At 44.8% G+C, this 13614-nt stretch carries 16 protein-coding genes; 8 read left to right on the top strand and 8 right to left on the bottom strand.

Translation table 11 applies throughout. The features are described from left to right. Nucleotides 1-107: 107 nt before the first annotated feature. Nucleotides 108-383, top strand: coding sequence for a hypothetical protein (locus AYW76_RS08500; RefSeq protein WP_082866163.1), 276 nt, complete (start codon nt 108-110; stop codon nt 381-383). Between the two features lie 19 nt (nt 384-402). On the opposite strand, the gene AYW76_RS08495 is transcribed toward AYW76_RS08500, so the two are convergent. Continuing rightward, nucleotides 403-873, bottom strand: a complete 471-nt coding sequence (locus tag AYW76_RS08495) for a DUF2947 family protein (protein ID WP_067218504.1) — start codon at nt 871-873, stop codon at nt 403-405. Nucleotides 874-1007: 134 nt separating this feature from the next. Between AYW76_RS08495 and AYW76_RS08490 the strand changes: the two genes are divergently transcribed. Both AYW76_RS08490 and AYW76_RS08485 read left to right on the top strand, forming a co-directional pair. Then, nucleotides 1008-1286: a hypothetical protein gene (locus tag AYW76_RS08490; protein ID WP_067038343.1), complete on the top strand. Its 279-nt coding sequence runs from the start codon at nt 1008-1010 to the stop codon at nt 1284-1286. Between the two features lie 141 nt (nt 1287-1427). Next, nucleotides 1428-2075 (top strand): HAD family hydrolase, encoded by a 648-nt coding sequence (locus AYW76_RS08485; protein ID WP_067038342.1) that lies wholly within the window; start codon nt 1428-1430, stop codon nt 2073-2075. Here the strand turns inward: AYW76_RS08485 and AYW76_RS08480 are convergent. Then, a complete protein-coding gene (locus AYW76_RS08480) occupies nt 2058-3089 on the bottom strand; it encodes a nucleoid-associated protein (RefSeq protein ID WP_067218501.1) in 1032 nt (343 codons plus the stop codon). The two genes, AYW76_RS08485 and AYW76_RS08480, sit on opposite strands and share 18 nt — an antisense overlap. A 78-nt stretch (nt 3090-3167) precedes the next feature. Here AYW76_RS08480 and AYW76_RS08475 point away from each other — a divergent pair, with 78 nt between their 5' ends. From AYW76_RS08475 to AYW76_RS08465, 3 genes are all read left to right on the top strand, one after another. Beyond that, nucleotides 3168-3491 carry a hypothetical protein gene (locus AYW76_RS08475; protein WP_067038340.1) on the top strand — a complete coding sequence of 108 codons (324 nt, stop codon included), beginning with the start codon at nt 3168-3170 and terminating at the stop codon, nt 3489-3491. Nucleotides 3492-3583: 92 nt separating this feature from the next. Further along, nucleotides 3584-4006, top strand: a complete 423-nt coding sequence (locus tag AYW76_RS08470; RefSeq protein ID WP_067218498.1) for a VOC family protein — start codon at nt 3584-3586, stop codon at nt 4004-4006. A gap of 126 nt (nt 4007-4132) precedes the next feature. Next, a complete protein-coding gene (locus tag AYW76_RS08465) occupies nt 4133-4786 on the top strand; it encodes an OmpA family protein (protein ID WP_231872575.1) in 654 nt (217 codons plus the stop codon). 60 nt (nt 4787-4846) lie between these two features. Here the strand turns inward: AYW76_RS08465 and AYW76_RS08460 are convergent, their stop codons facing one another. From AYW76_RS08460 to AYW76_RS08450, 3 genes are all read right to left on the bottom strand, one after another. Next, nucleotides 4847-6142, bottom strand: a complete 1296-nt coding sequence (locus AYW76_RS08460; RefSeq protein WP_067218494.1) for a uracil-xanthine permease family protein — start codon at nt 6140-6142, stop codon at nt 4847-4849. A gap of 18 nt (nt 6143-6160) precedes the next feature. Next, nucleotides 6161-6787: a uracil phosphoribosyltransferase gene (gene upp, locus AYW76_RS08455; protein ID WP_067038337.1), complete on the bottom strand. Its 627-nt coding sequence runs from the start codon at nt 6785-6787 to the stop codon at nt 6161-6163. A gap of 223 nt (nt 6788-7010) precedes the next feature. Then, nucleotides 7011-7259, bottom strand: a complete 249-nt coding sequence (locus AYW76_RS08450; RefSeq protein WP_067218491.1) for a hypothetical protein — start codon at nt 7257-7259, stop codon at nt 7011-7013. Between the two features lie 292 nt (nt 7260-7551). Here AYW76_RS08450 and AYW76_RS08445 point away from each other — a divergent pair, with 292 nt between their 5' ends. Next, nucleotides 7552-8634, top strand: a complete 1083-nt coding sequence (locus AYW76_RS08445; protein WP_067218488.1) for a porin — start codon at nt 7552-7554, stop codon at nt 8632-8634. 71 nt (nt 8635-8705) lie between these two features. On the opposite strand, the gene AYW76_RS08440 is transcribed toward AYW76_RS08445, so the two are convergent. Continuing rightward, a complete protein-coding gene (locus tag AYW76_RS08440) occupies nt 8706-9665 on the bottom strand; it encodes an AraC family transcriptional regulator (protein WP_067218485.1) in 960 nt (319 codons plus the stop codon). A 171-nt stretch (nt 9666-9836) separates the two neighbouring features. Further along, complete coding sequence (locus AYW76_RS08435) at nt 9837-10820, bottom strand: acyltransferase family protein (protein WP_067218481.1); 984 nt, start codon at nt 10818-10820, stop codon at nt 9837-9839. A 222-nt stretch (nt 10821-11042) separates the two neighbouring features. Between AYW76_RS08435 and AYW76_RS08430 the strand changes: the two genes are divergently transcribed. Continuing rightward, on the top strand, nt 11043-12203 hold the full coding sequence (locus tag AYW76_RS08430; protein ID WP_067218478.1) for an alpha-hydroxy acid oxidase: 1161 nt from the start codon (nt 11043-11045) through the stop codon (nt 12201-12203). 64 nt (nt 12204-12267) lie between these two features. Here the strand turns inward: AYW76_RS08430 and AYW76_RS08425 are convergent, their stop codons facing one another. Continuing rightward, entirely contained in the window at nt 12268-13485 is a 1218-nt protein-coding gene (locus AYW76_RS08425) for a hypothetical protein (RefSeq protein WP_067218474.1), read from the bottom strand. Nucleotides 13486-13614: the final 129 nt, after the last annotated feature.

The raw sequence follows: 13614 nt of genomic DNA, 5'->3' as shown, positions 1-13614 counted from the left end.
CAGCATCTTGCAATAAAATCACCTAAGAATAATCAGCAAAAGCTCTAGAATCGCCTAAAATACAAACTAACGATTCCCGTTACGGTCAAGAAACGCAGGGCCCAACTATGATGAAGGCACTCATTGAATTCCACTTATATCTTGCATTAATCACGCTCATGCCTACTTGGTATCAGCGTGATTGCATCGAAGAAGAAAGACTCAGCAAGCACGCTCACTATCGCCGTCAATCCGAGCACTACCAAGCTAAACACAAGCTTGTTAAAGCGCTTTGGACTGGCACAGGCACACTTATGCTCATTTTTCCAACACCACCCTTAGTAGTCGGCGGTTTACTGTTCAGCACTTGCTTATCCTTCGCCATTTTGGATGAAGGCAAGTAACCTCAGAAACTAAGCGCTATTAACGCACCAGCAATGCCACATCACCGTTTTCGCAAAACTGTAATGCCTGTTTCTTCTTACGACCCACAAGAATCGCATCACTGTCCAAGAACAAGAACGCTTTCCAAGTACGCAAAAAGACCCCCCACGTGGTCTCAATCACAAAGTCAGCATGGCAGCAGAAATAAATCTTGGTGCCGTCTCCCCAATTATCACAATGCTCTAGAGCTTCGACTGGAAACCCTGACTCATCAGACTCCCATAAAGCCTCCCAATCTGCACCCCCTACACGATTGGCTTTCACCCACACATCATCAGCAAACAAATCAGGAAATAAGCACGCATCAGAGACATAGTCTCGCCATATATTGGCACCAGCAACAGGATTCAAAAGCAAAATTTGAGCTCGATCTTGTTCCGACACAAACGGCTCTTCTCGACGAAAAACCCATTCTTTACCGCTGTCTGATAACGGTCGATATTGAGACATACACCACCCAATTGATGAAAAAAATTAACCTATTTAGTGAAAAAGCATCGTTTGAAGTACACACAACAAACAACTAACCTACAAATGTAGTAATAAAACTACATTTTAAACATTAACACCCACGGAGATACATTATGTACACATCAGAAGACGTAAACACTGCAGCGCTTTACAACCTTCACTACACTGGCGCAGCGAAGAAAACACAGGACTCTCAAGAGCAATACGAAGCACTGCTAAACAGCTGGGGCTTTAACCCTACAAAACCCAGCACTAGCGGGGTAATTATTAAAACCGCATCAACATTTTTTCGTGCCGTTCGCAAAGCACTTAAATCCAGCTTTAACATGGTCTCTGCCACCGCACTTATATCAAAAAAGCACAGCGCTAGCGCACACATTCCGAGCCACTAACACAACTTTCAAACTGGATTAATCTGAAAGAAATTCACAAAAAACAAGTATTTGGGGAGAAAAAAAATAACACCCCCTCCCTTTCTTCTACTTCCCTCGCTACACTCTGTTCGCTCAACCACTCAATTATTAGGAGTTGTTATGCGTTTCCCTTACCAAGCCATTCTATTTGATTGTGACGGCGTAATTGTCGACACTGAGATTCTGTCTTCCAATATCCTTAAGCGTATGTTGAACGAATTAGGACTTGAGTTAGACGACCACACTATGCACACGCAATTTGCAGGCTTTACTACCCATAAGAATCTCATTCTCGCAGAAAGCATGCTAGGCAAGCCTCTTCCAGATAACTTCCTGAACCATTATCGGGAAGAATTCAATTGCGCCATTAAAACGGACCTTCACCCAATCGAAGGTGTTCGAGAATTACTTGACGCCATCACTTGCCCTGTTGCCATGGCGACCAATGCGCAACGGGCTGAGATGGAACTTAAGCTTGAACTAATCGGCCTAACACACAAGTTCAAAACACGCTTTGCCGTTGATGACGTCGACCAAGGTAAACCGGCTCCTGATCTCTATCTAGCCGCAGCCAATGCTTTGCAGGTATCGCCTGAACATTGCATCGTTATTGAAGACTCTCTAGCTGGCATTCGAGCTGGCAAAGCGGCTGGCGCGACCGTACTGGCTTACAGTGACGTTCTTCCCGCAGAGGCGCAAATCGAAGCAGGCGCATCTGCCACCTTCGACTCGATGGCAGAGCTTATGGTTTTACTTGGACTCAAGTGACATCAACTGCTTCAATAAACTACGAGGCAGCTCTTTAATCGTAAGCGCGCCGGTATCTGCATTGAACTCAATACTTTCTCCCAATAAATCCGTATCAAAACTTAGCGTTAGGGCACGATTTGACCCTGACGCTCGCGTCAGCTTTTTCAGCGCCGCCTTTTCAACAAAAATCTCCTTCTCTACCTGAAAGGCATCAGACTCAGCCATTTCAAGAAACTGATTGGCTTGATCTGTCGAAAAGCGAGACTCTATTTGTTTTGCGACATCACTCAACTCAAGTGGCTCACGCTCAGCCGCTTTTTCAAGACATTGTTCAGCCACTGCACGTTTAAACTCGTTGGCTGTTTTACTAGACATGGATTGGCTTTGGCAAAACGCAGACGCCGCCTCCACTAACTTACGCGTTTCTTTTGCAGCAACTTTTGGTTCATCACAACCAATGAACTGAGTAAAGTATTCACTTTCCCATTTAGGCGCTTTGCCGAAACGAAAAGCGATGTAACGAGTGTCATCTCGGTCATGATACGCAGACAAATTCACTCGCATCGCCATGTGTAATTTATCTGTTTCAAGTTGGTTTACTTGAGCAAAGCTCAAATCTTCACCAAGAGTAATACCGGCTTTACGCTTCAATAACACAATAAATAAGAAATGAGCACCGCCCAGTTCATAATGATTAAACCAAAGCAGTCCACCTTCAGCTTCACTGACTGGCTCTAAAAAGCGAACATATTCTGCAGCGCAAGCCTTTGTAAACGTAGCAAAATCATCAAAACCTTGACCATTAAAGTGATTATGCAAAAGAGCAGGTAGTTTACTGCCTTCTTCACTGCCTTCAGGGTTGGAGAACTGCCCAGTGTTCATGCCAGAGCGATTAAATAGGTTAGTCACCTTTGCCGCCAATTGCTCAGCGTCCGCATCAATTGGGTTTTCTGTTGGACGAGCCACCAACAGTGCTTTCGACTCACCTTCTGCTTTCTGAACTTCATGGACGATTAAATTGGCAATAGACACTAGCAACCTCTTACTATTAGTATGATTGGTTTGTAATTCTTCTTTAAGCCGAATGAGGCAAAGCTCGAAACAGACGTTATGACAAAATCAACGAAGACAAAGGCGCAAACTCGACAAGAAATCGAATCTCAGATCGAAAACTTTATCCGCGAACAAGGCGAGATAGAGCAAGTCGAAATGGGCGCTTCTGGATTACAAGACGGCAAGTATAACACGAGCAACATGGGGTTTATCGAGCCTAAAAAAGAACGCACCCCACTAAATCATATTGTCGCAGCCATTCAACAACGTAAATCCGACAAAAAGCCCGCGCCGATTCCATCAGTCAAACCAAGAAAACCGCAAAAGAAAGTCATTTACGATGACTTTGGTGAACCTATTCGCTACGTCTGGGAAGATTAAGGAAAGTCCTCGTAAGATCTTTTGATGCTTTGCCCATGCAGCTAGCTTCCACTAACATAAAAGAAATTTTATTTATTGGGAGAGAAAATTAGATGAGTATCAAATACCTACACGCAATGATCCGTACGGCGACCCCTGAAGCAAGTCATGAGTTTTACACAAAAGGGCTAGGTCTTATACAAACACGCCGCCATGATAGCGAACAAGGTCAGTTTTCTCTAATTTACTACGCAACAGAGAAAGGTGCTCCGGAAGTAGAGCTAACTCACAACTGGGACGACCGCACTTATTCGGGTGGCGATCAATTTGGTCACCTAGCATTTGAAGTCGACAATATTTACGCGGTTTGTGAAAACTTGCAGAACATGGGAATCACCATTTTACGTCCACCTCGTGACGGACATATGGCGTTTGTCAAAGATCCCAATGGCGTTTCAATTGAATTATTACAAAAAAATGGCTCTCTTGAGCAGCAAGAGCCTTGGGCTTCTATGCAAAACACAGGGTCTTGGTAACACTAAATTACATATTGTTACATTTTTTTAGCGTTAACGTCCCTCGATAACATTTTAGGTCTAGAGACATTCATGGTTCTAGACCTATAGTTAATCACAACTATTAGTGGACCATGGGAAACCGCAATGACTCTAACAAAAATGGCCAAAAACGCATTTGTCATCTCTGGCATTATTTTAGCTCCTTTCAGCATTGCCAGTGAGCCACTGTATGATGGTTCGACTCTTCCACCAAATATCGCCGATAACGATAAAGATGGCGTGATCAATATCCGTGATTTTTGTCCTGAAACTACGCTTGGTGCAAAAGTAGACAATGATGGGTGCCCTGCAACGGCCACACACTTAGAGTCTATTAACCTTGAAGTGCTTTTTGAGACAGGCAAGTTTGATGTGAAGCCCATCTACTATCCTGAAATCCAAAAATTAGCAGACTTCATGTACGCCAACCCTAGCTCGACGGTCATTATTGAAGGCCATACCGATAACGTGGGTGGTGAAGAGTACAATATTGAACTGTCACGTAATCGAGCCAACGCCATTGCACTGGTTGTCATACGCCAATTTGGTATCGATCGTAACAGAGTCCGAGGTATTGGTTATGGTGAAAGCCGCCCTATTGCCTCGAACGATACAGCGATGGGAAGAGAACAGAATCGTCGCGTTGTCGCTGAGCTTTACAGCGAACAAACGGTGCAAGCAAAACGTTGGAGCATTTATAGCGTGGATAAGAATTCACCTAACGCCAATGCACTGCCCGCTGCACTACAGTTTGATTAATTAACACCAAAAAAAAGGGGGAGACAAGCAATTGTCTCCCCCTTTTTTTTAAACAACCAACTACTTTTTATGGTGTAGCAATTCTTCTACAACATCTTGCTCTTCATGCAGATCGTTGGTTTCATCCGCCTTAGGCAGAATCAAATTCAACGTAATCGCCACTAAGCCACACAAACTAACACCTTGTAAATGCCAGTCAGACGAGCCAAGCGTCATGCCGCCGATGCCAAATACCAGCGTAACAGCCACTATCACAAGGTTACGTTGTGCCCCTAAGTCCACGCGCGCTTTGATCAGAATATTCATCCCAACACCAGCAATCGAGCCAAACAGCAAAATCATAATCCCTCCCATCACAGGGGTTGGAATCGTTTGTAGGATAGAACCGAACTTACCAATAAAAGCCAGACTGATCGCAAATATCGCCGCCCACGTCATTACGACAGGATTAAAGGCTTTCGTCAGCATGACGGCCCCCGTCACTTCTGAGTAAGTCGTATTAGGTGGCCCGCCAAACAAAGAGGCAGCAGACGTCGCAAGACCATCCCCCAGTAACGTACGGTGCAAACCCGGCTTACGAACGTAGTCTTTACCCGTAATCGAGCCAATTGCCAATACGTCACCGACGTGCTCAATCGCTGGTGCAATCGCAACAGGTAACATAAACAAGATCGCTGCTAACTGAAACTCAGGCATGATAAAGCCAGGCACGCTTAGCCAGCCCGTTTGTTGAACAGGCGTAAAGTCCACAATCCCCATTAATAGCGAAACGATGTAACCCACTAACACACCCGCAATAATCGGGACTAGACGGAAAACTCCTTTTGCATACGTCGCCACGAGCAACGTTGTCAAAAGTGCTGGCATGGACACCAGAATCGCATCGATATATGGAAACAATTGTGCCGCACCATCACCCGTTTTGCCCAAGGCCATGTTAACCGCTACTGGCGCTAAGCCGAGACCAATTACCATAATAATTGGACCTGTCACCACGGGTGGCAACAAACGATGTAAGAAGCCAGGTCCGCGCAGTGCAACCAAAATAGAGAGCAGCACGTAAACTAAACCAGCACAGAAAAGTGCCCCCATCGTCGCGGCTTGCCCCCACGTTTCCACAGCGAAAATAATTGGCGCAATAAACGCAAAGGAAGAGCCAAGAAATACAGGCATACTACGCTTTGTGCACAGCTGGAAAATCAATGTGCCTAGGCCCGCGGTGAACAATGCCACACTTGGATTAAGCCCAGTGATCAACGGCACAAGGACCAATGAGCCAAATGCCACAAACAGCATCTGCGCACCGGCCAAGATAACGCGCCAACCGCTTAGTAAATTATCAGATTGAGTTGTCATGTGAAGGGAACCGTTCTCTTATTTAGTGCCAAAGATTTTATCGCCAGCGTCGCCTAACCCTGGAACAATGTACCCCTGCTCATTCAGATGGCTATCGATCGAGGCCGTATAAATATCCACATCAGGATGCGCTTCTTGAACTTTCTTAATACCTTCAGGGGCTGCCACAAGCACCAACGCTCGAATGGTGTCACAGCCATTTTTCTTAAGCAGGTCAATGGTCGCTATCAAAGAGCCACCTGTTGCCAACATAGGATCCACAACTAACGACATACGCTGATCAATATCGCTGGCAAGCTTATCGAAGTAGCTCACAGGCTCAAGCGTTTCTTCGTCACGGTAAATGCCTACCACGCTAATTTTTGCGCTTGGGATCAATTCCAGCACGCCGTCTAACATGCCTAAGCCAGCACGCAGAATCGGCACGACCGTAATTTTCTTGCCCCGAATACGCTGACACGTAGTTGGACCACACCAACCATCTTGCTCGTAGTCTTCAAGCTCTAGATCTTTTGTTGCTTCATAGGTCAACAAATTACCCACTTCAGATGCAAGTAAACGAAAGCCACGTGTGCTCATCTTCTGATTACGCATCAAGCCAATTTTATGTTGAACTAGGGGGTGACGAATTTCATGAACGCTCATGGAAACCTCTTTTCGGCAGGAACTTGACTAAATGGTCATTTTCGCACATTACCCCGTATGAGGCGATACGATATGGCCCAGTTTTTGCCTAAAGACATGAAAGAATTGTGCCAAAATAGAGTTGCAGGCCAATAACTGAGTGCAGACTCTTAAGCCGTCAATCAGTCACAAAAAAAAGCGCATACTGCTATGCGCTTTTAGCTGCTGCTTTAACATTACAGAATCAGTGTAACTCGACCATTCCGCTATGACATAAATGCGGCGCCCAAAGCTGCATTGCATTAAGTAAATTTTCTTTTTCCACACCAACTAATTTTGACGCCTCTAGAATATCCAGATATTGACACTCCGTTTCTTGACCTGGCGCCTTTCCTGCAACACGTAACAAATCGGCTTTATTGAAGTAACGCCCAGTTTGTAATTCCGCGACTCGAATATCCGCTCCTTCAAACTCAATAGACTGTACTGACATAGCAACACGCTCCAAATAAAAGTATTCGTAAATAGGTTTTTTACCTCGCTACCTTTATAGCGCACCAAATCATCACTTTATGTTACAACTGCACAATTTTTGATCCATCACTAGAAATACTGCGCAAGTACCATCAGCCCTAAAAGCTGGCATAAATTATATTTATCAACCTGATACCAGACTAATTTTTTGCACAATGTACAAAGATTACACTATTTGAATATCGAATCTCCAAGGCCTTTGCGATAGTAAATTTACCTTTAACAATGATAATAACGAAGGCTTTAAAAGTATGATGATTAAAACAAAAGTAGCGTTAGCGGTATTAGCAGCGGGTCTTTCGTCACAGGTTTTAGCGGTTGAACTGGGTGAGTTTAACGGCACAAAATTTAACGTTGGCGGCTATTTAAAAGCTGAAACCGTATTCGATCGACCTGATGATGGCAAAAATACCGTAGAAGGTAGCGTACGTCAGTCGCGCTTTAACTTAGGCACATCTAGCATGGTTGAAGGCCATAAAGTGCGAGGCTTTATTGAAGGCGATTTCTGGGATAATAATACCTCAAGCGACAGCAGCTACGCTTGGCGCTTACGTCACGCTTACATCAACATCGACAACGTCACCGTGGGTCAAACTTGGAATGGGCAGTTTTACGCCAATGCGCCATTTGATACAGAAATGATCAACTTTTGGGGCCTAGGCATTGGTACGATTGCGGGCAACGGTGCACCTGTTCGCCCTGATCTAGTTGTACATTACACCACTAATGGCTGGCGCTTCACACTTCAAGATCCCGTGTACTCCAATGCCGATGTGCCAGATGCTGTCGTTGCCTATACACGAAGAACTCAAAGTGGTCATGCTTTTAACGTAGCCTTAACGGGTCGTGAAGTGGATACCACACCTACCGTTGATTCGGACGATCAATCAGATTATGGGGTAGCTATTTCATTAGCCTCGAAGCTAAAGTTTGGTGATACGTCTTTGAGCTTAAGTGCTTTTACAGGTGAAGGCGCAGGCGTTTATGCTGGCTGGGGTTACTTGGGTAACACAGGCCCATCAGGTGTAACAGAAGTCGATAGCAATGGTGACATGGTTACACTAACAGGCTTCAGTGCTGGTATTGGTCATAAATTTTCTGACAAGCTTCGTGCTAACCTGCGTTATGGCCAAGTGCATTCAGACAAGTCAGCCTTGTCCGAAGCCACCCTTCAGCAAACGACGCTCAATATGATTTATACCTATCTCCCTCAAGTTGAGCTCGGTATTGAACTGCGTGACCAAAATGCAGCCAATCGCCCACCAAGCTCACAAGGAACCTCGGCACGCCCAGCGGGTTCACAAGTTGAGCTAATGGCGATGTATAAATTCTAAGTTAAAATGTACGAAGATAACCCGAGCTTCCCCTTGCTAGGGTTATCTTTTTGCTCTGCTAACCAACCATTTTAACACGCGACGCTGCGAAGCGTATGGGAAGGAAGCTCACCAATATGATCACGATATTGTGCAGAGAAACGCCCCAAATTGGTAAAGCCATACTTAAGCGCCACTTCCGTTACATTGCGAATACTCTGATTTTGACTCAGCTCAGAATGAATACTTTCAAGTTTCAAACAACGTACGTAGGTAGACGGTGTTAACCCCGTTTCTCGCTCAAACAAATTGTATAGAGACTTGCGACTTATTTGACACAGTTCAGCCAGCTCATCCACGGATATGTCACTGGTGATATGACTCAACACATAATCTCGCACACGCTCAATGTAACGATGCTGAGATAGCTGAGCGCTTTGGCTTGGGCAAAGATTGCATTCGAATGTGCCCAAAATAGCATTACACAACAGTTTGCTGTAATACATCAGCCCCCGCTCGCACAACTGCCCTTGTGGCTGTTGCAAAATATCGTCCAATAAACTTATAAAAGAACCCGATGTTGGCAAAGGCTGTTTTTGAAAACAAAAATGAATCCGGTCGTGGTTCATGTGATAACCAAATTCCCGGGCCGTTTGCATCATAAACTCTGCAGGAATACGGATGATCAGCTTGCGACAATCTTCAGAGTAGTCGCTAATTAAAGAAGCGCGCGGCGGTACGATCAACGCATCCCCAGTATTTAGATGCTGTGTCGTACCGTTACAATGTACTTTACTTTGACCACTTAACATTACTTGCAGGTGATACGTATCTGACATCATTGGCGTATGCATTTGTACCGCACAACCGAATGTATGCTCTGAAATCGACAGTTCGCCAAAGCCTTTAAACTTGATGTCTGCCTGCGAAGAGGAAGACGCACCTAGAATTAGCTGATGTTCGCCAAAGCGTTTACTGATTAAGTAGCTCGACACGGACTGGGCAGAAATACCACTGGCTTTATGGTCACATACTGTTAGACAAATTGTCATATCCAACCCCTAATGTAATTATTTTTATTGATCCTAGGATTGAGAATCTATTCTCAAAGATATTTGTTTATTCGCTAAACAATTTAAGTCTAATGCTTACTAGCCCATGTTAAGCATCCAAAATTGTGAAATTGCTATCCATTATTGGCATAAGCGAATGGCGCGGGGGCGCTAATGACGTTTTCGATTCATTCTAGCCAGCCATGCTTTACGAGGTATTTTGTTGTCAATACTTTGAACATAAAGCGCTATTAGCAGTAATAGCGCTATCAAAATCATAATGGCAACACTGACGTTCATGCCTAATTCTGATAGCCAGACAACCAGAAACAAGAATGGGTAATGCAGCAAAAATAAAGGGAAGGACAAATCACTTAAGACGCCAATAGGACGCTTAAGCCAGTGAGGTAAGCCATTAAAAACAGCCCACACCTTGGATGTTAACGTTAGCGCTAACCAAACCCCGAGCCCAAACTCAAATAGACGACACAAAACAAACCAGTCCCCCGGCCGTCCAGGCATAAAGCCGTACAATCGATATGCCCAGTTTTCGATATCATCAAACCAGTTACTTGGTACAAACGGAACGCCATACTGCCCCACATACCAACGACTCAACAGACTGATAATGAGCAAGCTCAGAAGAGTGACATTAGGTACCCGATGCATAAAATACGCCATTACAGGAAAGACCACGTATAAGGTCATAATCAGCGCTATAAACCAACTTGGCGGGTTGTAAGGTCCACCCCACAGTCCCATAAATGCATAAAAACCTGTCAGGCTGCCAGAAATATCTTGAACAAAACCATTAGGGAATAGCGTTATCCAAGTTCCATCCATCATCAACCCATTAAGCACATAACCCAACATAGAAAGGGGTATCGTCATCCAATATAACGGATAAATACGCAGTACTTTTTTGAATAAATACGTTGGATAAAAAATAGGTCGCTGCATGTCCGTCAAACCCGCTAACACACCGGATAGCACCAAAAATAGGGTTACCCCTACCCCACCTAAGCTGACGTAGTAGAAGTTTTTGATACCAAAAAACGTTCCCGCTTGAGTATCTAAAAGCTGGCCGAAGTGCGCCACGAAGACCAATACAATGGCGGCAATACGAAGTAGATCCAATAAAACGGAGCGCTCCATAGTGTTACCTTTCAAATTTATTCGTTAAGCTAATTTTTATCAGGTTGAGGTTGCAGAAATGTGAGCAAAGCTGCGTTTTACTGAATAAGCCTTGCTATCAGCGTTTCGTCTAATACAAATCCCCCTAGCAGAACTGTTATTATGGAATTTAAATGCCCCGATTTAAGCATCTAGGCGGCATTCGTCTTATCTGCACATGCATTCATTTTAAGGAGTAATAAAATGAGCATCATTTGCGAACTCAGTGACTTACAGCACCTTTATCACAAACGCGTTCCAAAAATGTTTCAGGGATACTGTGAGTCGGGGTCATGGACGCAACAAACGCTGGAACTGAATTCGTCTGACTTTCATCGCATCCTATTTCGTCAACGTGTGGCACGAGACTTAGAACCGCGCTCACTCAAAACCACCATGGTCGGTCATGACGTAAAAATGCCATTGGCTTTAGCACCTGTCGGTTTACTGGGAATGCAGCACCCAGATGGAGAGATCCTTGCCGCGCAAGCCGCTGAAGAATTTGGTGTGCCGTTTACGTTATCAACGATGAGTATCTGCTCAATTGAAGCCGTCGCCGCAAAAACCACGCAATCATTTTGGTTTCAGCTATACGTACAGAAAGATCGCGCATTCACTAAAAAGCTGATTGATCGAGCGCAAGCCGTTGGCTGTTCAGCCCTCGTCGTAACGCTTGACCTGCAAATGATTGGCCGCCGCCACGCTGATCATCGTAATGGTATGACGGCACCGCCCAAGCTGACCTTGCCTAATATTGTTGACATTGCTCGTCGCCCCCGCTGGGCATTGGGCATGCTAAAAACTGACAACCGAGCATTCGGCAATATTCAAGGCTGTGCCACGGGCGTCGATGATATGCACGACTTAATGAAGTGGACTGCCAGCTCGTTTGACCCAAAGCTTAGCTGGGAAGATATTCGTTATTTCCGTGACGTATGGGAAGGTCCATTAATCATCAAAGGCATTATGGAAGTGGAAGACGCTAAAGAATGCGTCAAACTTGGCGCAGATGCCATCGTCGTTTCCAATCACGGTGGCCGTCAACTCGACGGCGCTCGCTCATCTATCAGCACCCTACCAGAAATCGTTGCCGCCGTTGGTGACCAGATTGATGTATGGCTCGACAGCGGCATTCGCAGCGGCCAAGACATCATTCGCGCCAAAGCATTAGGCGCAAAAGGTGTCATGGTGGGCCGCCCCATGGTTTATGGCCTAGGTGCAATGGGTAAAGCAGGTGTCGCTAAAATGCTCGACATTTTCCATCAAGAGGCAGAATTAACCATGGCTTTCATTGGCCATCGAGACATTAACAACATCACCCGCGAAGACATCGTATTTCAACATGAGACGTTTAGTAACGTATAGCCAGCAGCAACGAAGCCTTTGTGTTTGAATGCCAACATAAAGGCTTATCTGAAATTGATTGAAATTATTTCTCAAATGTATTTTGCGGGCTTTCCGGATTCTCAGATGTAGTTCGCTTAATAGCACCTTGCAAGCCCTTAACCGCGGCCACTGGTGTCATCCCCCAGAGTCTGACAAACACTTTGTAAATCGCCACTAAAAACACAATTGGGATAATCACGGTCTTCAATACAAACAATGCGATCAGGTTTAAAAAATGATCCATGGATTGGTTTAACGTACTTACAAATCCAGTGATTTTGTTTTTCGCGGCCATTGTGACTTGGTTAAAACCATCGCGGATGCTTTGAAAGGTGCTTTTTTCTCCTTCTAAGCGCTCCCGAAGATCAGAGGCCATCTCTTTCGATTCAGCGATGTCATCTTCAGTTGCTTCAATATCGTACTGAATACGCTTTAACTGATGCGCCAAGACCGTTCGTTGAGCGTTTAATGACTGCTGTTCATCACTGGCTTTTTCAAATAATGCAGAAAACCCTGTTTTGCCACCTGATAGCTCAGCTAACGTCACGTCAATCTCGTCAATCTGCTGTCGCTTTGCCGCTTCCTCTGTAGCCAACGTATCTAATTGTACTTGCATGAGTTGCTGCTCAAGCTGAGCTGTTTCAAGTTCAGAGGCAATCTGTTTATTGATTTCACTGGATAAGTCTAAGGTGTCATCAAGCTGACTTGGCGATACGGGAAACGCCTCTAATATGGCGTTTTCTTTTTGAACGACATCATCAATAAATGCGCTGTCCACCCAGCTACTGCCGAGTGCCACCGCCGCAATCGAAAATTTACACATGACTGCGAACAGGAACACTTTATACGTGACCGTTCGATACTCTTTGAGGATGTATTTAGTCAGTACAAAGGCCATGCCAGAGAGCAGTAAGAATACTTTGAAATGGATTGTCTGGAGTATTCCGACTAAAAACTTTTGGATCAGAAGCGATGAGATCGCGTATTTCATGACCGAGGAAAAATCCTCGACAAGATCGTTTAGAGGGTCTAACAACTGACCAATTTGGATCGAGCCAACCACTGGCACGTTTAGCGTAATCGTGGATAAAACAGACACCGTCGCATTGAACAATTTCGCTACACCAAACGACGCGCCGGCGGATACAAGCGAAGCATTAATATACGCCTCGGCGTATTGGTCAATAAAACCGATCCAACCAAAAACAATAAGAAGCGTTACTAGCACTAGATCCCTATTATTCTTAATGAACTCAATCATTCAAGCTCCTTAGTGCTCAATTAGTATTCGCTAAAATTTATTGTGATGTATATTTGATCACAACGGTGGACGCGTTCGGTTATCGATGCAACACTTTGTGGCGTGAATACGCATCAGACACAGGCACAA

Source organism: Marinomonas gallaica (assembly GCF_001639745.1).
GTDB lineage: Bacteria > Pseudomonadota > Gammaproteobacteria > Pseudomonadales > Marinomonadaceae > Marinomonas > Marinomonas gallaica.
Note: the sequence above shows the minus strand (reverse complement) of the source record. Positions and strands in the feature narration are given on the sequence as shown.